At 43.1% G+C, this 21,164-nt stretch carries 13 protein-coding genes; 6 read left to right on the top strand and 7 right to left on the bottom strand.

The window, feature by feature from the left end; genetic code table 11:
• The first annotated feature begins 1 nt into the window (after position 1).
• From VS868_RS06755 to VS868_RS06740, 4 genes are all read left to right on the top strand, one after another.
• Complete coding sequence (locus tag VS868_RS06755; RefSeq protein WP_345599636.1) at positions 2–1,033, top strand: dipeptide epimerase; 1,032 nt, start codon at positions 2–4, stop codon at positions 1,031–1,033.
• A complete protein-coding gene (locus VS868_RS06750; RefSeq protein ID WP_345599635.1) occupies positions 1,030–2,010 on the top strand; it encodes an aldo/keto reductase in 981 nt (326 codons plus the stop codon). Before VS868_RS06755 ends, VS868_RS06750 begins: the two co-directional genes overlap by 4 nt.
• A gap of 57 nt (positions 2,011–2,067) precedes the next feature.
• Positions 2,068–3,294, top strand: coding sequence for a C40 family peptidase (locus VS868_RS06745; protein WP_345599634.1), 1,227 nt, complete (start codon positions 2,068–2,070; stop codon positions 3,292–3,294).
• 74 nt (positions 3,295–3,368) lie between these two features.
• The gene (locus VS868_RS06740; RefSeq protein WP_345599633.1) at positions 3,369–4,274 is read left to right on the top strand and encodes a serine hydrolase; all 906 of its coding nucleotides are present in this window, start codon (positions 3,369–3,371) and stop codon (positions 4,272–4,274) included.
• 138 nt (positions 4,275–4,412) lie between these two features.
• Here the strand turns inward: VS868_RS06740 and VS868_RS06735 are convergent, their stop codons facing one another.
• From VS868_RS06735 to VS868_RS06705, 7 genes are read right to left on the bottom strand one after another with little or no spacing between them, the layout of a single operon-like run.
• Complete coding sequence (locus VS868_RS06735) at positions 4,413–5,210, bottom strand: endonuclease/exonuclease/phosphatase family protein (RefSeq protein ID WP_345599631.1); 798 nt, start codon at positions 5,208–5,210, stop codon at positions 4,413–4,415.
• 15 nt (positions 5,211–5,225) lie between these two features.
• Positions 5,226–9,002: a phosphodiester glycosidase family protein gene (locus tag VS868_RS06730; protein WP_345599630.1), complete on the bottom strand. Its 3,777-nt coding sequence runs from the start codon at positions 9,000–9,002 to the stop codon at positions 5,226–5,228.
• 6 nt (positions 9,003–9,008) lie between these two features.
• A complete protein-coding gene (locus tag VS868_RS06725) occupies positions 9,009–10,847 on the bottom strand; it encodes a PQQ-binding-like beta-propeller repeat protein (RefSeq protein ID WP_345599629.1) in 1,839 nt (612 codons plus the stop codon).
• A 15-nt stretch (positions 10,848–10,862) separates the two neighbouring features.
• Positions 10,863–12,644 (bottom strand): exo-beta-N-acetylmuramidase NamZ domain-containing protein, encoded by a 1,782-nt coding sequence (locus tag VS868_RS06720; RefSeq protein WP_266069824.1) that lies wholly within the window; start codon positions 12,642–12,644, stop codon positions 10,863–10,865.
• Positions 12,645–12,647: 3 nt separating this feature from the next.
• Positions 12,648–13,571: an N-acetylmuramoyl-L-alanine amidase gene (locus tag VS868_RS06715; protein WP_345599627.1), complete on the bottom strand. Its 924-nt coding sequence runs from the start codon at positions 13,569–13,571 to the stop codon at positions 12,648–12,650.
• 1 nt (position 13,572) lies between these two features.
• Positions 13,573–15,492, bottom strand: a complete 1,920-nt coding sequence (gene nagB, locus VS868_RS06710) for a glucosamine-6-phosphate deaminase (RefSeq protein WP_345599626.1) — start codon at positions 15,490–15,492, stop codon at positions 13,573–13,575.
• 38 nt (positions 15,493–15,530) lie between these two features.
• Complete coding sequence (locus tag VS868_RS06705; protein WP_266069828.1) at positions 15,531–16,784, bottom strand: ROK family transcriptional regulator; 1,254 nt, start codon at positions 16,782–16,784, stop codon at positions 15,531–15,533.
• Positions 16,785–16,983: 199 nt separating this feature from the next.
• On the opposite strand from VS868_RS06705, the gene VS868_RS06700 reads away from it, so the two are divergent.
• The gene (locus VS868_RS06700) at positions 16,984–18,156 is read left to right on the top strand and encodes a DUF5009 domain-containing protein (protein WP_345599625.1); all 1,173 of its coding nucleotides are present in this window, start codon (positions 16,984–16,986) and stop codon (positions 18,154–18,156) included.
• Positions 18,157–18,193: 37 nt separating this feature from the next.
• A complete protein-coding gene (locus VS868_RS06695) occupies positions 18,194–21,127 on the top strand; it encodes a glycoside hydrolase family 3 N-terminal domain-containing protein (RefSeq protein ID WP_266069830.1) in 2,934 nt (977 codons plus the stop codon).
• The last annotated feature ends 37 nt before the right edge of the window (positions 21,128–21,164 follow it).

Here is a 21,164-nt window from a genome sequence, read left to right as displayed (position 1 = left end):
AATGCATCTAAGAACGCACACCTATAACCTGGAGTTAAAGAATACCTTCAGGATAAGCCATACCTCGAGAGATTTTCAGCCAACGTTCATCGTAGAGCTAAGCGACGGGAAATACACAGGCTATGGAGAGGCTGCGGCAACCTCCTATTACGGCGTTACTGTAGCAGGCATGGCCGAAAAAATAATGTCTCTCGAAAATGTCATTTTAAAGAACTTACATAAATCGCCTGAAGCACTGTGGGAGATCACCGCGCCCTTTCTTAAAGATAATTCCTTTGCGCAATGTGCGCTCGATATCGCAATGCACGACCTGCACGGGAAAAGGAATAATTTGCCGCTTTATAAGATGTGGGGGCTTTCTCTTGAGAATATCCCACTCTCCAATTACACTATTGGTATCGATACTTCGGAAAAAATGGTGCAAAAGATTCAGGAATTTCCGTGGCCGCTGTATAAGATCAAACTGGGGACCGACCATGATGTGGAGCTGGTAAAAGAGCTTCGGAAGCATACAAATGCCATTTTTAGGGTAGATGCCAATGCCGCATGGACTGCTGCACAAGCCATTGAAAATTCAGTTTTGCTGAAGGATCTTGGGGTGGAGTTTCTGGAACAACCCCTTCCGGCTAAAGATGAAAAAGGTATGGCTGAAGTTTATGAAAAGTCAGTTTTACCTGTTATTGCCGACGAAAGTTGTATCACCGAAGCCGATGTGGATAAATGCGCCCGGTATTTTCACGGGATCAACATCAAGCTCACAAAATGTGGCGGCTTAACGCCAGCACGACGTATGATCTCCAGCGGGAGAGCTTTAGGACTAAAGATCATGGTGGGCTGCATGACAGAATCTACTGTGGGAATTTCGGCAATTGGTCATTTACTACCTTTATTGGACTATGTAGATATGGACGGTGGGATGCTTATCAAAAATGACATTGCCGATGGTGTAAAAGTTTATGACGACAAAACCCATTTTCCCGAAAGGAGTGGTACCGGGGTAGAACTCTACGAGAATTTAAAACTGAGCTTATGAAGCTGCGTCAATTTGGAAAGACAGACCTTTATGTTAGTGAAGTAGGTTTTGGAGCCTGGGCAATAGGGGGTGGCGCCATGGTTGGAGATACCGCCATAGGTTGGGGAGAAGCAGATGACCAGACCTCCAAAAATGCCATTTTTAAAGCCCTTGACAGAGGAATTAATTTCTTTGATACGGCCGATATCTATGGGTTGGGTCATTCCGAAGAATTGATTGGTAAAACTTTGGGTAACCGGGAAGAAGTAATTATTGCTTCAAAAGCCGGAAATGTTGCCCGCAGTGGCCAATTTGGAACAGATTATTCTAAAGATCACATTATAAAAGCTTGTGAAGCCAGTTTAAAAAGGCTTAGGCGGGAGACTATAGATTATTATCAGTTGCATAGTGCGGGACTTTCTAATTTACAGGATGGTGAGTGTATTGAAGCCATGCAAATGTTGCAAAAGCAGGGAAAGATCAGGTATTGGGGGTTATCCCTTAATACTTATGAACCAAACCCAGAGGCAGAATATTTGATGGAGAATAAGCTGGGTAGCGGTTTTCAATTGGTTTGGAATATGATCAACCAAAAAGCCCTGCCGTTAACAAAAAAAGCTTCTGAAGCAGGCTATGGGATCATTGCACGCATGCCTTTGCAGTTTGGCCTGCTTACCGGCAAGTTCGATAAAGGCGCAGAATTCCCCGAAAATGATCACAGGAATAAAAGGCTTACTTTGGAAGTGATCGAGGCTTATAAAAAAGGGATGAAAGATATTTGGCCCCTATGTGAGAAATACGGTCTTACAAAGACTGAGCTGGCCATGAGCTTTATATTAAGCTATTCAGAAATCTCTACAGTAATTCCCGGAATAAGAACAGCAGAGCAGGCAGAAAAGAACACCAGGGGCATTACACAACTTCAGGAAGAGGATTTACAACTGATCAAAAATGCCGACTTAGTTTCATTGATGAAGAAGATCATTCAGCAGGGATAAAGGTGTATCGTGAGAGAAGCATTTATTAGTATAATAGAAATGAATAAATTTAAACCTATGAAATCAATTAGAAATTTCACCTTTTTGGCACTTCTGCTTTCGGTCTCCCTTTATTCCTGCAAAGACAGGGAATCTTCAACTTCCGAAGAAAATGAAGCAGATCAATATATAGCTGAGGTTAAAGAGGAATATGCACCTGATTCCCGTGTAGCGCTTTTCGATATAGAGGCCACGCAGGAGGGAGATGTGTATGTACTAAAAGGAGAATCCAATCTTCCCGAGGCTGTATCTTCCTTAAAGCAAAAACTGGATGCTCAAAAAATAGCTTATAACGACAGTATAGCCCTGTTGCCTTCAGCCGATTTAGAAGGGAAGACAGAAGGGGTGGTGAAGATCTCTGTTGCCAATCTACGCTCAAAGCCTACACATTCTGCGGAATTAGTTACGCAGGCTACTATGGGAATGCCGGTGAAAGTCTACAAAAAAGATGGTGGCTGGTATTATATTCAAACCCCCGAAGGTTACCTTGCCTGGGTAGACTACGGCGGGATCACTCCCATGACGCCACAAGAATTGAGCGAATGGAAAGCTACCGAAAAGCTCATCTATCTGCACACGGCAGGATCTTCGTATGAAAAGCCTAATGAAGACTCACAGGTGATTTCAGATCTTGTTGCAGGAAATGTTCTGGAGCTCGTAGGGGAAAGTAAAGGTTTTTATGAGGTGAAATACCCAAATGAAAAAACAGCTTTTGTAAAAAAGGAGGAAGCCCAGGCTTATGAGCAATGGCTTGCCACTTTAGAACCTACAGGTGAAAACTTAATTGCAACAGCGAGAGATATGATGGGTGTGCCTTACCTGTGGGGGGGAACTTCTCCAAAAGGAGTAGATTGCAGCGGCTACACCAAAACCATTTTCTTCCTTAACGGAATGGTCTTACCCCGTGATGCATCCCAGCAAATTGTAGCAGGGCAGGAGATCGATTCGGTGAAGAACTTTGAGAATCTTAAGGCAGGAGACCTGCTTTACTTCGGAAGAAAAGCTACAGATACTACTTCAGAAAGGATCATCCACGTAGGAATGTGGATTGGAGATAACAAATTCATCCATTCAATGGGCGAAGTGCATATCAGTAATTTTGATACCACCGCTACCGATTTTGATGAATACAACTACAACCGATATCTGCGCACCAAGAGAGTTCTTGGCACCAATGATGAAAAGATCATCTATCTCGCGCAGAGCGATCTTTTTACTGAAGATAATACAGACTTCAAAAAATAACTCTCAAAAAGCGGCTTTTCAGGCCGCTTTTTTTGTCAATTTCAGCCTATAATATTACTTCTAAATACTTCGGAATGAAAAACACCGGCCAGTTATTTGTATTACTATCTTTTCTTTGCGTAAACGCACTTTTTGCCCAGGAAAATACCCGGCAAATGCTGAAGCAGAAAACAGAAAAGCAGCTTGAGGAGATCTTCAACAACTCTCCAGCTATTACGGGTATGGTAGCCATAGACCTCACTTCCGGGGAGAAGATCAGCTGGAATCCTGATATTCAGTTTCCGCAGGCCAGCTCCATAAAAATTCCGATCCTCATGGAAGTCTTTAAACAGGCCTATGAAGGTGAACTTTCCCTTTCCGATCCTTTGCCTGTAAAGTCAGAAAATCTTGTAGGCGGTACCGGGATCCTAAAACATCTTGAAGATCCTGCACCTTTAAGCATTAAAAACCTCGCAGTTTTAATGATCGCCCTAAGTGATAACTCTGCCACCAATGCGCTGATTGATCTGGTAGGTATTTCAGAGGTCAATAGCACGCTAAAAAGCCTTGGGGTAAACAACACCCTTCTACAGCGAAAAATGATGAATTCTGCGGCTTCTGCAAGGGGCGAGGAAAACCTGGCAACACCGGGAGAGGCTGCAAAAATCCTTCAGCTGTTATACAATGGAAAATTTATTAATCCTGAAGTCTCTCAGGAGATCATAGAAATCCTGAAAACGACCGGCAGGGAAGACAGCCGACTCGCTGCCGGAATCCCCGAAAGCACTTCAATAGCCTTCAAACCCGGATTTATTGACGGAGTTTCCACAGAATGGGCGATTGTTCTATTGGAACAGCGGCCATATGCCGTTGCCCTGATGGAAAGTTATAAGCTTCCCGGAGAAGCCGAAGAGGTGATGGAAGAGGTGTCAAAAATTCTGTTCAACTATTATTGGAGGATTGGGAGTGCCAGTGAATATGGTACCTATGTAAGACAATGATCAGCAAACAATGATCAATTAGCAGGGAACAAATAACAGGCTCAGAAATTATTGGGCTAAAGCCCTGAGGGTGGTTGTCTTCTTTACCCATGGCTGAAGCCATGGGCTATTCAAATGATTTTTGAATTCTGGGTCTCTCTATTTCTGCGGCAACAACTCCAGTACTACCAGGTAGGCACAATGATCTGACGCGATTTCATCACAAACTACTTTCTTCTCAAGCACTTTCCATCTGTTTTCAGGAGAAAACATGATATAATCTATCTTTCTTTCAGGTGCGTGGGAAGGGAAAGTAAATTCTGGAGCTGCTTTGTCATAAGTTGACGTCCACCTTTCTTCAAAGATATTGATGGTCTCACTCCCGGGAATGTCATTTAGATCACCGGCTAAAAGGGTTGGGAATTTGTCATTTTTGAGAAGTGAGTTGATCCTTTTTGCCTGTGCTAACCGGTCAGGGCTGTTTTCCACATGATCTAAATGAGTTCCAATAATTTTGATTGTGTCTCTGCTTCCCAACACCATGTTTGCGGCAACAGCGATTCTTGGTTCTTTGCCAGGAGCACCTGGTAGCGCTATTTTGCCGGTTTCGAGGAATGTTCCGCGGTAAAACAGAGACTGTCCGTATTCTCCGCCGTCAAAATCCATTGCTTTGGCAAAAATGGAAGACATTCCTGTCTTTAACGCCAGTTCAGTATTAATATCCCGCTTCTCTACTCTGTTGGTCCTGAAATCTACTTCCTGCAGGGCAATGATGTCTGGCTGTAGTTCATTGATCACTTTAGCAACCACATCAAGGTTATTGTCCCTCTTGGTAGTGGCACCATGAAGAATATTATAGGTAAGAACGCTTATCACCATTTTCCCCTCCCTGGCTTCCTGGCTATTCCCTGCAGTACAAAATAAAAGCAAAAAGAGGAAAATTGAGAGATTACGCATAATTACAAAAACAAACTATTCAATATCAAATCTATAATACCCACCACCTTTATCCCAGCTGCAAAAAATAAGGGTTTTGCCATCGGGAGAAACTCCTATTCCCCGGGGTTCTGCGCCATCTACTTCTGGAAGTTCGATCGTCCACATACGTTGTTCTTTTTCATCTCTAAAATGAAAGGTGGAAGGCGCAATACCACTTGCCCGCACCGCTGCAAAGAGTCGGCCATCTTCCATGATCTCAATGGCACTGGAACCCGAAGCTGTACTAACAATATCTTTTTCTTTTTTGTAACTAATTCCGTCTTCAGAACTGAATTTCTGTATGATGGGGCTGCCCGGATCGGGGAAATAAAGGGTTTTTCCATCATGGCTCATATCAAAAGTACGGGAGAGGATCCTGCTTTCCAATTGGAGCGTTCTTACCAGCTCAAAGGTCGTAGGATCATTTATACTTTGCTTCAGCACATAATTAGGGTCATCTCCAAACAAAGACATTGCATAGATTTCTCCCGAAGCTGAAGCCCTGGGTGCGGTAATTGCCCTTTTCCCTTCGGGAACCTCCCATACTGCAAGTCCTTCTCCGGTTTTGGCGTTGATCTTTATAAGGTGCCGGTTCCTTCCCACCAGGATATTTCCATCGTTATCTACTCCAATGCCATTAACAGGTCGCAGGTTGTACGTTTCCTGGTTGATTTTCACCTCTGTTAAAGGGGAAAAAGGAACATCATCCCCATTGCTGTCTTTGATGATCAATCCGCTGTTGTAATCGGCCAGCCATATCTTTCCCATATGATCCCATTCGGCACCATACCCGGCACCTGAAGGATGGATCTTTCCGGAAAATTTCAGTTTTGTGGCGGGTACTTCAATAAGGTCATCAAGGGGCTGTGTGCTTTTCATTAGCCGCAAAGCTGCGACAGGTCCCGGGCTTATATTTTTACCATCTGTAGCGGTGACCCTGTGGTAAAATCTCACCGGTTCCCCTTCCGAAGCATTTCCGAGGAAATTAAACCAATCCTGCTCGGTCAATTTTATGCTGTTGCTGCGACCGGAATACTGCTGAAAAATGACATTTTTGAAGCCTCTGTCTGTAGCGACTTCATATTTGTAGGAAACAAAATCCCCGTCGGGATCAATTACTTTCTCCCACTGTAGTTCGTAAAGTGCTTCCAGGTTACGCAGCCCGTAAATATTCTTTTCCTGATGGGAAGTAATTTGAGGCGCCGGTGGCAATTGGTTATTTTGTGGGTATAATTGTGCACGAAATGTTCCTGAGGTGCTCTCTACCTGTACGTATAGTGCGCCGACCGATAAATATTCCTGAAGATCACGGCTGGCAGGCATCTCTCCCGATATTCTGGCCCCACTTCGGCGGGATTTCAGCTTAAGGGAAAGCAGTTTTTTACCTTTTTCGGTATGGCGGCCCAAATATAGATCGGCAGCTACAGCTTTTCCAGAGAGATCCTGGAGGGAACCTTCAAAAATGACATTTTTAGAACTAATTTTTGCAAGAACTTTACCAGTGGCTTTTTCTGCTGTTGAAACCGGACTAAATATACCTTCAGCAGAAGAATTTACAGCCACATCCTGCCGCAAAATATGACCGTTCACCCCAAAAACTGAAGCTGGCAACTTCTTTTCATCAAAGATCTTCATCTTACCGGCATCGGGGGTTTTGATCTCGTAGGTGGTGTAAGCAATGGAATCATTTTCTTTAAAAATGTCCATTATAGTAACCGTGTTGACGGGTGCATCTTCGAGAGTGAGCCAGCCTCGCGCGCCCGATCCTGCCGCTCCGGTATTAAGAAATTTCAGGTCTCCTCTTTTTCCGGGGTAGTAGGCGTGCTGGTGCCCGCTAATGTAGGTGTGAACCTTATGTTTTTCAAGGAGGTTTTGCAGTTTTTCGGGCTGCTGGAGTACATTTCCTTTAGAGTCTCTTTCCTGTGTCACGCTGTAGAGCGGCATGTGGCCCAAAACAAACCTGTAACCGGCATTTTTTGCTTCCGGAGTTTCAAATTGCTGCTCCATCCAGGCCAGGTTTTCCGAAGTAATTTCTGAAGATGAGGCATCCCATGAAACAAAAAAGACCCCATCCTTTACGAATGAATAGTAATGAGGAAAGTGGGTCTTATCAATAAAATTTAGGTTGGGCAAATTGTCGTTCCAGTACCTGGCTGTCATCGCTCTTTCCAGCTTATAGGAGCGTGGGCCGTCGTGATTTCCCAGGGTAAAGGCGAAGGGGATTTTGGCATTTTTGAGAGGTTGGGCAATATGGTCATCAAAACCTGCCCACATTTTTTTAAGGAGAAGGCTGTCATTAATCCCCATACCAGCCACCATGTCGCCACCACAAACCACAAGATCTGGCTGCCATAAGCGTGGAATCCTGTTGATGATGCTGTCTACCTGCCACTCATAATTCGCAGCCCCCAGCCCTGAATTCAAATCACTTATTACCGCAATTCTCACATCACCGCGCGCTGGCAACACTGGCGAATTGGTTGTTGCCACTAATCTTATTGCATCGGCAACAAGACTGCCTTCCTTTCCTGCACCAATGATCTCAAGCGAATCTTTAGCGCCCAGCTGGTAAGTTCCTAAAACGTTCCATTTTCCCTGGGTTTTAAGGCTGCTTTGATCTACATAAACCGTATCGCGGTTGTGGGCATGATGTATCACGTAAGCCGCTTTTGAAGTGTTTTCTTCTTCATTGACTGTCCACCAGGCTGCCAACTGGTAATTTTTCTGCGGAAGGCTGTCAAACTTATAAATAGCCTTGTTGTAATTTAGACCTGCTGAAGTTGTTCGGGAAGGGGTATTTCCGTAGTAATTCACGGCGTTACTGTTCTTCCAAAGTCCAAATTCGCGATAATTGTCACCGGAAGTATCATAGTAAAAGATTTCTTTTTCTTTAGCCCGAAGTTTTTGGGAAAGCACAAGCGCACTTGCATTTTTGCGCAAACTGTTACGGTTGCCGCCCGTAATATCGGCCGGAATATTCACCACTTCGTTCTTTGCTACCATAGCCGATGAGCCGCCGCCATCAAGATTAAGGGCTTCTTTGGCTCCTGTCATTTTCATAAGAATGGCAAGTTCGGGTAAAGTGACACCGGCACTGGCTTTTTGCCTGCCGTCTACAACCATCATAATTAAATGCTCCTGCCCGTCATAGCCAATGGCAGTTCTTGGATGCCGTATTGTGTGGCTGCCTCCAAAACCTTCTTCTTTTGTAGTTACATTTATTTTACCATCTTTTAATAATACAGGGCCGCCACCAACTGCCTGGGTGGCCGAAAAGGCTTTTCCTCTCTTTCCCTCTGGGAGTAAAATATTAAACGGGATTTTATCTTCTGAAGCTAAGGTCCAGGTGATTTGTGGCTTGGCGTTTAGCATTCCAAAAGCTCCCCTGGGCGTCTCTCCCGAGGGGCCGGGAGCTATAATTTCACCATCAGATATGAGCGCACTTACCGATGAGGTTGCGGCAAAATATCCGCCGTTAATGGAGAGTATTCCGTTGTTGTTGTCGTGAGTTTGTTTTGTGGTCTCACGATGGGTGTTGCTGCCAATAGCCCTTAATTTCAGGTTTTCATCCTTAAGATCAATCTTGGCATATACTGCTTTCACCGGGGCACCATCGGCTAAACTTCCGAAGCCATCAAAGATTTGAACTGAAGCCGGAAGCAAGATATTGAGGTCTTCCCTGGGTTGCCAGTCCAGCTTGATTTGCTGCGCAAAAAGGGAATTGATCCCAATCCAGAAGAAGAGGAGTAAAGAAATTGATCTTGTGTACATGTAATTTTATTTCCAGGTTAAAATCACCACTTTCCCATCCATGGTAGATGCGATAAGGCTATTGCTGTCTAAAACTCTAATGCTGTTAACCATAGAATGGTCGATCTTATATTTCCAGTTTATTGCTTCGGTTGTGGTATTGAGGCTGTATACAACGCCATTTCTGGTACCAAATATGATTTGCCCATCCTGTTCAAAAAGCATGGAAGGCACGTGATCATAGCCAAATTTGGCATTGATCCTTTTAAGCAATTTTGGTTCCTCTTTTTCAGTAGCAAAGATTACCACATCATCATTCATAGTCTTTCCAAAAAGGCGTTTTCCATCTTTTGAAATTCCCAGGGATTCTCTTACTGTAGCTTCATTGGTTCTCCAAAGCGTTTTTCCTGAATTTGCATCTATAGCAGAAAGATACCTGTCTGGAGCCACAATATACACCACTCCGTCTTGTGCTACTGGAATAACCATGGCAGGGGAAAACATGCGGTTTGGCGAATCATTGTTCCATTTCCAGTTGAGGGTCCCGGTTTCTTTATTAAGCGCGTAAAGATTCCTGTCCCAGGCACCAAAGATCACCTGGTCTTTATAGATAAGAGGCGTGGAAACAACCGGGCCATTGAGGCCTTCAAAAACCCATTTTTCGGCACCTGTTTTAGCATTTAGCGCACGAAATTTTCCATCACTTCCACCTATATAAACAACACCGTCTTCAACAATAGGCGAGCCCAAAACTGAATGTTCTGTTTTTGTTTTCCAATTAAGTTTTCCAGAAGCTGCTTTGAGGGAATAAATATTTCCGTCGCCAGATCCAAAGATCACTGTATTACGGAAGATGGCAGGAGAAGAGAATATTCCGCCTTCAGTTTCAAAGCTCCACACGGTTTTTCCTGTTGCTTCAGAAAGGGCTTCTACTTTCCCGGTGCTGTTACCAAAGATCACCATTCCATCAATATATGCCGGAGTGGAAATCACATTGGCATCGGAATGGTACTCCCATTTCTTTTGAACCTGCGGGAAAGAATCATTCACGGCATAAGAAGGTTTTTCATAGATGTTGTCATTTTGAAAATCTCTATTGCCAAGTGGAATTTCCCGCCATGCATCAGCAGTTTCGCCTCCGGGAGTACGCTCTCTAAAAATGGCATTTTCAGAAGTTATTTCTACAATGTTATATCCGCCCACTTCCTGCCCGGCCCGAAGATTTGACCTTCCCATAGTTCCTGGAATACCTTCAAAATCGAGGGCTTTATTCCTGTGTCCATGGCCACAAATGGCAAATTGTGTATTATAATTCTTCAGCCGGTCTATGGCTTCATACCAGTTGTCAAGGCTGTTGTCTAAAGGGTAATGGTTAACGAAGATGATAGGTTGATCCTTGGGAGTCTCCTCAAGTACTTTGTCCAGCCAAACAATGGCATCTCGGGGGATATGCCCGTCTGACATTCTTACATAGGGACCCGAAGCATTACCTATGAACTTAAAGCCTTTGTGCTCAAACACAAATTTGTCATATCCAAATTCACGGATAAAACTCACTCCGCCAGATTCTGACCAGCCGGTGTCATGATTTCCGGGCAGGATGTACCATGGAATTTCCAGCTTATCTATAATACTTTTAGCAAGTTCAATTTCTTCATCGGTTCCCATTTCGGTAATATCACCGGTGAGCAGAACGAAATCCAGGCCTTCAAGGCTGTTGATGTCTTCCACTGTTCTTTGCAGATCTTCTTCGGCCACGCCATTTGGGGAGCCAATATGGGTATCGGTTACAAAAGCGAATTTAAATTCCTGCGCCTGCAGGCAAAGGTTGAAGAAGAATAGAATTCCGAAGAAGATCTTTTTCATTCCAGTAGTTTAAAGTTAGTACAGTAGGTATTGGGCTCTTTTTTGCCTGAAGCTTTCCAGGCCATTTTTCCATTGCGCAATAATCTCTTCGGGTGAATTTCCTGCGTCGAGCATCTCACGCACTTCAGAAGTTCCTAAAAGTCCGTCGAGACGAGGTTGCCGCCACGCCATTTTTTCAGGATGAAGGGTTTTTAGAGCATGCAGAATATAGACACCGGCTTCGGTCGATTTAAAAATGTCACGGTCTGTTACGAGCATTTCCACACCATTTACCTGCTCTCCCAGAAATTTTGGAGGATAGATCTTAATTCCGTCAACGATACTGTCGGGCATAAACATGACGGGGCGAAAATCAACGCCTTTTAATTTATAACTGTTCAATTGATCGGCTAATTCCCGGCCTTTTACCCATGGTGCCCCAATACGTTCAAATGGATAGATAGTACCACGCGCTTCAGAATATTCTGTGCCTTCAAGGAGGCAGGTAGCGGGATAGACTACTGCTGTTTGCAGCGTGAGCATATTGGGAGAAGGCTTTACCCACGGTAATCCTGTTTCGTCATACCACTGATTCCTTTTATAATTCTGAAGGGGAACCACTGTTAAATTTGCCTTTTTTAAACCTTTTTCTTCCCTTTCACCATTGTACATCATGGCGAGTTCTCCTATCGTCATTCCGTGAGTAACAGGAATAACACCTATACCTTTTTCCGCATCAAGTGCTTTGCCCACCGGCCCATCAACATAAGTGGCGGAAATAGCATTGGGACGGTCAAGAACAATGAAAGATTTGTCATTTTCGGCAGCTGCTTCCTGTACCAGGAGCATAGTTTTAATATAGGTATAATATCTGGCTCCTATATCCTGAATATCAAATACAACCACATCTACCTGCTCTAGCATTTCGGGAGTGGGTTTCCGTGTTTTTCCGTAGAGAGAAATAATAGGGAGTCCTGTTTTGTTGTCTGTGCCATTGGCAACATGAGTATCTTCTTCACCTCTCAATCCATGCTCGGGGCCAAAGAGTATATTTAATTCAACATCTGGATGGTCATTCAACAAGTCGATAAGGTGAGTGCCATCAGGTAATAATCCGGTATGATTTGTAACCAGCCCCACTCTTTTTCCTTTTACCAGGTGAGCAAAGGCCGGAGATAAAAGTTGCTCGGCCCCAATTTTTACCCGGGGATTGTGTAAGTCCTCCACCTTTTTTCTAAGCGCAGGCAACAGCCGGTAGAGGTCTGTGCCCGGGCAGGTAGTCTCTGCCTGATCTTTGTGTCCTGAAATAGCTTCTGCAGGGATTTTATATTTCTCAGCTATAGCCAGTACAAGTTTTTCGAGATTCTTTACTTGTTTGTCGTTGATCTTTTCCTGGTTGAAATTTCCCTCTACCACAACCAATGCATGGCCGTTGAGGTTATAATTGGTATTGGAATCTCCCTGATACTCAAGTTCCCTTCCTTCAGCTACACTGCCATCAACACCAATGTAAAAATGATAGGGTACATCGGGCCACGGCTTTTTAGGTGTTCCGTCCCCCAAAGCTCCTTCACTGTAAGAAAACTTCTGAAGGGCCTGTAACTTTTCTGAAGTACTGCGATCTTTATTCTGGAATGTGCCCGTGTGGTGAATAGTGATCATGCGGGGAATGTGCCGGATAACTTCCATTTTTGGAGGGTTGGCCTGCCATTCCTTTCGGGTTATAATGTCTATACCTTCTACCTCTATTTGCGCTGTGGCAGAGTTACTAAGAAGGAGTTGAACCACTAAGGCAAAAAAGAGAGCTTGAAATCGCATTTTTTAAAGGTATTTTTGATAAAGATTATAAAGGATCTTAAGGTCCTCGTCTGTTAATTCAGAATTGATGTCCTTTTGAATAAAATGGATCTTGAAAGATTGAATAGCTGCATCTAAATCACTAACATCATAACCAATTACCCGCAGGGCGAGTTTTGGATCTATTGTTAGGTGAAGGGAATCTGTTTTTTTACCTTCTTGCGCAATTTCACTTCCATTAAGATCAATCTCCCTGATCTTATTTACCGGTACAAGGCTGTCTCCAATTACTTTTGGTTCCACCTCAATATCATCATACCAGTGGCCAAAACCTTTTTTAGCCAATTTCTCCCAAGGAAAATTAGGGTTTGGATCTACTTTTCTGCCGGGGGCAATATCTGCGTGACCAATAAAATTGGCAGTGGGAATGTTGTGTCTTTCTTTAAGAACACTCAATAACTCTACAAGGCTTTCAATTTGAGCATCGGCAAAGGGTTCAAAGCCATTATTATCTAGTTCTATACCAATAGAGGAGGAGTTAAGATCTGTATCATTACCCCATTTCCCTGCGCCAGCATGCCACCCGCGGTAGAAATCGTTGAGCATTTGGTAAATTTTGCCGTCACGACCAATAACGTAATGAGAACTTACAGAAGTGCGGCGAAGGGTAAAGGTTTTTAAGGTATGATCAACAGAATTTTGTGCGGTGTGATGAATGATCACGTAATTTGGTTTTCGCAGACTAAAATTCGTAGTGCCAACAGGATAGGGGCCATAATCCAGCAGTGTGTCGTCTGAATGTTGCTGCGGAAATGTTTTTAAATTCCGTGCATATTCCCGGGCCTGCTTTTTATGTGCGCGGTTGGTTTTTGAATAAGGGTTGGTACCGCAACCTATTAGTAGGGATAACAGGAGGGTACCAACCCACATTAAATGATTTTTTCTCATCTTAAAACTGCCACTTGACAAAGGCTTCCATGGCTTCGTAATTTGCAAGGCCTAACTTGTGGTAAGCCTTTGCTGTTTCACGATTTCTATCTTCGGCTCTTTGCCAGAATTCTCTTTCATCATCTCCGGGGAATACAGGACGGTCTTTTTGTGACTGGTGCTGAAAGATGGCATCGCGTTTTCTTTGCACTTCCTGAGGTGATAAAGGAACTGCCATTTGAACTTCATGAGTTTCAAATTCATGCCATGCACCACGGTACAACCATAGCCAGGTATCTTTGATCCAGTCTTCAGTTTCTTTTAGTCGCTTTAAGGCTTCTACCACAATATTAAAACATACCAGGTGGGTACCGTGTGGATCGGCAAAATCTCCTGCTGCAAAAACCTGGTGTGGTTTTACTTTCTTCAGCAAGTCCATGGTAATTCTCACATCTTCATCTGTAGGAGGGTTTTTCACCGTTTTTCCGGTTTCATAGAAAGGGAGTGCCATAAAGTGGATATTGTCATCTTGCAATCCTGCATAACGCGCTCCTGCGATAGCTTCTGTCTTTCTTATAAACCCTTTTACATCCCTTATTTCAGGAAGGTCTAATTGGTTTGGCTGCTTGGTCTTAAGGAAATTCCGCATTTCATCGTAGATCTTTTCCAGTTTGCTGCTGTCTTCTCCAATACTTTTGTTGAAGTCAATCGCAAATTCCACATAACGCAAAACGTCGGTGTCCCAAACGGCAGTATTTCCGGAGGTTTGATAAGCCACGTGCACATCATGTCCCTGATCTACCAGTCTAATAAAAGTACCTCCCATAGAGATCACATCATCATCTGGATGAGGGGAGAAAATAAGGGAGCGTTTTTGAGCAGGTTCAGCTCTTTCGGGGCGCTGTGAATCGTCGGCATTGGGTTTTCCACCCGGCCATCCCGTAATAGTGTGCTGCAGCTGATTAAAGACGTTGATATTTATGTTATAGGCTGGTCCTTTTTCTGTAGCCAACTGTGCCATTCCGTGAGTGTTGTAATCTTCATCGGTCAACTTCAGGATGGGTTTATTGACTTCATCCGACAGCCAGATGACTGCTTTGCGAATAAGCTCATCATCCCAGCTACAGTCTTTTACAAGCCACGGAGTGTTAAAACGGGTTAGTTCGGCAGCGGCATCTTGATCGAGGACAAACTCAGTATTTTCTGAAAGCTGCAGGTAAGTGGCAGGGACCTCGCCTGAAATTTCTCCTTCTACAGCTTTTTTAATGATAGAGGCTTTTTTCCTGTTCCAGGCCATAAGGATAATTTCCTTTGCCTTAAAAATGGTTCCAATTCCCATCGTGATGGCTTTTGTTGGAACATTTTCTTTTCCCCCAAAATCCCGTGACGCATCCCGCCTGGTAAGATCATCTAACGTTACAAGCCTTGTTCCGGAGTTAGGGGCCGATCCTGGTTCATTGAAACCTATATGCCCGGTTCTACCTATCCCCAGAATTTGTAAGTCTAACCCTCCCAGTGCTTCTATTTGGTTCTCATATGCAATACAGAAATCTGCAATCTCTTCTTTTTCAAGTGTACCATCGGGAATATGGATGTTCTCCTTTTTGATATCAATATGATCAAAGAGGTTTTCTTTCATAAAAGTCACGTAACTCTGCCGTGACTCGGGATTCATGGGGTAGTACTCGTCAAGGTTAAAGGTGATGACATTTTGGAAACTAAGGCCGTCTTCTTTGTGACGGCGAACCAGTTCTTCATAAACCTGTACCGGAGTAGCTCCAGTTGCCAGGCCTAACACAGCCATTTCTCCCCGATCCTGCTTTCTTTTTATCAGGTTAGCAATGCGATTGGCAACTTTAAGGGAGGCTATATGTGCATTGTCATAGACACTAACGGGGACTTTTTCAAAACGTGTTTCTTCAAGAAGATTTAATCTTGCCATAGTATTTGTAGAGGTATAATGTAGTATGATATTTCAGTTTAATTATTGTTTATAAGGCTTATTTGTTTGCCAAATATATTTTCCATCACTGTGGCCACCGATCCAAGGAGAACCGAATCTTCACCCAGGCTGGAAAGAGAAATTTTGGTTTTTTCTCTCAATTGCGCCATACAGTAGGTATTGATAGACTGTTGGATAGGTACTGTAATGAATTGGCTGGCCTTAGCAAATTTTCCTTCCAGAATGATAAGTTCTGGGTTGAAGAGCTGAATAAGAATAGCCAGGCCTTTCCCTAAGTTTATTCCAATTTTGGAAAGTATGTTTATTGAGAATTGATCTCCCATATTAGCAGCCTCAATGATCTTTTCGGGCTGTAGATTCCGCAGGTCTTCTTCAGAAAGCAGGTTTAAGCTGGTGCTTTCTCCGGCTCTTATTCCTTCCTGTGCCATTCTCGTTAGAGCCAGGCCCGAAGCTACTGTTTCCAAACAACCTCTTTTACCACAGTGGCACAATTGCCCGTCATCGATTAGGGGTATATGTCCAAATTCACCGGCAAAACCCGACGAACCCTGGTAGACTTTCCCGTCAATAATGACTCCCAGGCCAATTCCCCAATCCATAGAAATTACCAGAACATTCTCCAGGTTAGTAGCCATCCCGAAATTAGATTCTGCCACACAGGCACTTTTTGCATCATTTAGAATGAAGATGGGTTTGTTGAACTTGCGTTTCAGGATGTTTTCAAGAGATTCAGATTCTTCTTCCTGAATAAAATAAGTGAAATTCCTTCCTTCTTTTGAAGATACCAACCCCGGCATGCTTATTCCTATGCCCAGCAGTTTTTCAATGTCTATGCCCGAAGTTTCTATGAGCTTGTTTGCTTCACCATAAATATGATCTACCAATCCAACCTCACTCCCCAGCTCAAAAAAATCTTTAAAGTCTGCAACCTTCTTGTTGTGGTTGTCAAAAATGGCAATTTTGAGCCTGGATCTTTCCAGCTGAATTCCCATTACATAAAAGCTGTTGCCTTCAAGTTTGTAAAGATCGGGCTTACGCCCACCTGCCGATTTTCCTCTACCGCTTTTCTTTACCCAGCCTTCGTCTATAAGTTGATTGAGAAGCCTTATTGATGTTGGTGAGCTAATATTGAATCGCTCACAAATCTCGGTGTTGGTTTTTGGGCCTTCAAAATAGAGATTCTTTAAGATCTTTATTTTCTGAAGGTGTTTTTTTCGCTCTACGTTACTGGTTAGCTCTTCGTTTTTTATAAAAAGTTCGTCGATGTTCATAGAATTTTAGAAGCTGCTTTAAGCAGGCTGATTGAAAATTAAAAGTAGGATAAAATGAGATTACAACCAAAGAACTTAATCAAAATTTTTATAAAAGTTATTTTATTTAATAAAAATTTATATTTTTATGCTGAGATAAAATCCACATTATTTACGAAACTTCTGAAGAAGTAGGTGTAAATAATGGTTAAACCCACTTATGGAAAGCCTTAATATAACAAAGTCTGGGGAAGAAAAAACTATTTTCAAACCCAACCGCGGCCAAAGATTTTTGGCATTAGATGTATTAAGGGGTCTAACTGTTGCACTCATGGTGCTTGTAAACACCCCCGGAAGCTGGAGTACTATTTACGCTCCTTTTAAACATGCTGCCTGGCATGGATTCACGATTACAGATTTGGTTTTTCCCAGCTTTTTGTTCGTGGTGGGAAACGCCATGAGCTTTAGTATGCGCAAATTTGATACACAACCTGATTTTGTATTTCTAAAAAAGGTATTTAGAAGGACCATTAAAATTTTTGTTATAGGTCTTTTTCTAACTGCCTTTCCTTTTGTTTACAGGTCGGGTGGAGAGCTGGTTTTAAAAGATCTTTCCGAAATGCGAATCATGGGAGTCTTACAGCGTATTGCACTTTGTTACCTTTTTGGATCCCTCATTGTAAAATATTTTAAACTGAAAGGTTCAATAATTATAAGTGCTGGTATTCTATTGTTATATTGGTGGATCATGTACTATTTTGGGGATGTCGGGAACCCTTATTCCAAAGAAGGTAATGCAGCATTAAAATTTGACTTATTAATCTTTTCTCCTGAAAATCTATACAGTGGCTTTGGTTTACCATTCGATCCTGAAGGACTTTTAAGCACTTTGCCCGCTATAGTTAATGTTATTGCAGGTTATGTTGCCGGTATTTTCATCCAGAAATCTGGAAATAATTTTACTACAGTGTGGAAACTAGTAGCAGCCGGTATAGCTTTGGTTATTTTGGGAGAGGTATGGGACCTGGTGTTTCCAATCAATAAGCCAATCTGGACCAGCTCTTATGTGGTTCTTACCATTGGCTGGGGTCTTGTGCTTATTGGATTCCTTATTTGGATTATTGAAGTGGTAAAGCTAAAATCCTGGACCTACTTCTTTGAAGTCTTTGGTAAAAATCCTTTATTCATTTTTGTGATGTCGGGGGTCTTTGTGATGCTTATGAGCGTCATCTGGATCAATGGCGCTTCCATGAAAGGCTGGATTTATAGTAACTTTTTCCTTAGCTGGCTGGGGGCATATAATGCATCGCTGCTTTTTGCCGTTTGTTATATGCTGCTCATGTGGCTTATGGGCTACTGGATGGATAAAAAACGTATTTATATCAAGGTGTAGTTTACGCCCCTAAACTTTTTAAGATAGAACTTCAAAAATGTCAAAATTTCCCCCTTTTCTCTTAGTTGTAGCCTTTTTGTTCAACCTTTCTCTAGAGGCTCAAAACACTAAACCTCCATTCCTGAAATATACAAACAGCAAATGGGTAGATTCGGTGATGACAACGCTGTCACCAGATGAGCGCATTGCTCAACTTATCATGGTAGCTGCATATTCCAATCGGGGTGAAGACCATAAGCAGGAAATTCTCAAGCTTATCAACGAACAAAAGGTTGGCGGACTCATATTTTTCCAGGGAGATCCCGAGAGTCAGGTGAAGCTGATGAATGAATATCAGGAAGCGTCAAAAGTGCCACTTTTGGGAGCTATAGATGCCGAATGGGGTCTTGGCATGCGCCTGGACAGTACCATTAGCTATCCTTACCAAATGGCTTTGGGCGCGGTTCAGGAAGAAGACCTAATTTACGAGTTGGGTATAGAAGTGGGCAGGCAAATTAGAAGATCGGGGCTGCACCTCAATTTTGCACCTGTAGTAGATGTCAATAACAACCCTAACAATCCGGTGATCAATTATCGATCTTTTGGGGAAGATAAATACAATGTGGCGCGCAAGGCTACCGCCTATATGCAGGGGATGCAGGATGCAAAACTGCTCACCACAGCCAAGCATTTTCCGGGTCATGGAGATACCGATACCGATTCGCATTATGCCCTTCCACAAATTAACCACCCGGTGGTAAGACTTGATTCTTTAGAGCTGTATCCTTTCAAAGAGGTTATAAAAGCCGGTATTGGCGGGGTCATGGTGGCGCACCTAAATATTCCGGCGCTTGATTCTACGGGAGTTCCTTCCACTTTGTCCAAGCCTATAATTACCGGACTTTTAAAGGAGGAGTTGGGCTTTGAAGGCCTCATCGTCACCGATGCGATGAACATGAAAGGTGTGACCGAAGGTAATGAGCCGGGAATTGTAGACAAAGATGCCATCCTTGCAGGAAATGATCTCCTGGAATTTACTGTTGAAGTTTCAAAAGCTATTTCCGAAATTCGGAAATCCATAAACCAGGGGCTTATATCACAAAAAGAGATCGACTCCCGCGCAAGAAAGATCCTGGCAGTAAAACAGTGGGTGGGGCTCAATAACTACAAGCCAGTAGAATTAAAAAATATTTTAGAAGAGATAAACACACCAAAGGCAGTTTATCTTAAGCGAAAACTGGTAGAAGCTTCGCTAACTGTTCTTAAAAACACTAACAATGTCATCCCGGTACAGGAGCTGGAATCTTTGAGAATAGCTTCTGTTTCTTTTGGTACTATGGAAAGGACAAATTTCCAGGAAACCCTTGACCTTTATGCCGGAATTACACATTTTAATCTGCCGGCAGACGCTTCAGAATTAATGGTGCAAACCCTGAAGGACCAGCTTCAGAATTACGATTTGGTAATTTCAGGAATTCACGACTTCAGCAAATTTCCGAGGAATAACCTGCGACTTAATGAAGATGTGTTGCAACTCATAAAAGAACTGGCTTCTAAAGACAATTCGATTTTTGCCTTTTTTAAGAACCCGTACGTGCTCAATAAAATTGACGGAATTGAAGATGCTGCAGGCCTGGTGGTTGCTTATCAGGATAACGAAGAAACCCAGGAGGTGGCGGCACAGCTCATCTTTGGCGGGATTGGTGCTAACGGAAAGCTTCCGGTGAGTGTGGGAGAGAAATTTAAAGCCGGAGACGGCCTGGAGGTAGAAGGAGGTATTCGGTTTAGCTATACTCTTCCTGAAGCTGCAGGAATGGATTCTGAAATCCTGCGCACCCGTATAGATTCGCTTATGAACCTGGCTATGGAGATGAAAGCAACTCCCGGAGCACAAATTCTTGTGGCAAGAGATCAAAAGGTTATATTTCACAAGGCTTATGGCAGCCATACTTATTCTGATACCGTTACCGTAAAAAAAGATGATGTTTACGATCTCGCTTCTGTGACAAAGATTTCAACTTCAATGGCTGCGCTGATGGAATTGTATGAGCAGGGGAAATTCAAATTGGATGGCACCCTGGCCGATCATCTTCCATCTTTCCGAAGATCTAATAAGGCAGATATTCCGTTTTATGACATCTTAACGCACCAGGCGAGATTTCAACCCTGGATCCCTTTTTGGAAAGATACTTTTAGAAAGAATGGCAGTTACAAGAGAAAGACCTTTAAAAAAACACCTTCTGAAGATTATCCCATAAAAATTAAAGATGGGATGTACCTGCATAAAGATTATCCCCATAAGATTGTAAAGGCGATAAAAAACTCTCCTTTGCGTGAAAAGAAGGAGTATGTGTATTCCGATTTCTTTTTCATCCTGGCGCCACGAGTGGTGGAAAGTCGAACCGATTTGTCTTTTACCGATTTTCTTCAGCAGAACTTTTACAAGCCTTTAGGTGCCACTACGGTAGGATTTAATCCGCAGTTGCCACTTTACAGGATTGTACCTACAGAAAATGACTTTTTGTTCAGGCAACAACCTATCCATGGTACGGTTCACGATGAAGGTGCCATAATGCTGGGAGGAGTTTCGGGCCACGCCGGATTGTTTGCCAATTCCAACGACCTGGCAAAGCTGTTACAGATGTACCTTAATGGCGGGAATTATGGTGGTAAACAATATTTGGAGGAGCAAACGCTTCAGAAATTTACAGAAACCACCTTTCCCAATACAGATAATCACAGGGCCCTGGGTTTTGATAAGCCTCATTACAACGAGAAGGGCGAGAGCAGGAACACTGCGCAGGATGCATCGGCAGCCAGCTTTGGCCATACCGGTTTTACAGGTATAATGGTGTGGATGGATCCTGAAGTAGATTTACTGTATATATTTCTTTCTAACCGTGTTCATCCTACCCGCGATAATCATAAATTATACAGCCTAAATACCCGTACAGAAATCCATCAGGTGCTTTATGATGCCATCAAAAAATAGCTATTTTTGAGACCTGTAATTTCTTTAAATATGTAAG

It is taken from the genome of Salinimicrobium sp. 3283s (genome assembly GCF_039602225.1).
Lineage (GTDB): Bacteria > Bacteroidota > Bacteroidia > Flavobacteriales > Flavobacteriaceae > Salinimicrobium > Salinimicrobium profundisediminis.
Note: the sequence above shows the minus strand (reverse complement) of the source record. Positions and strands in the feature narration are given on the sequence as shown.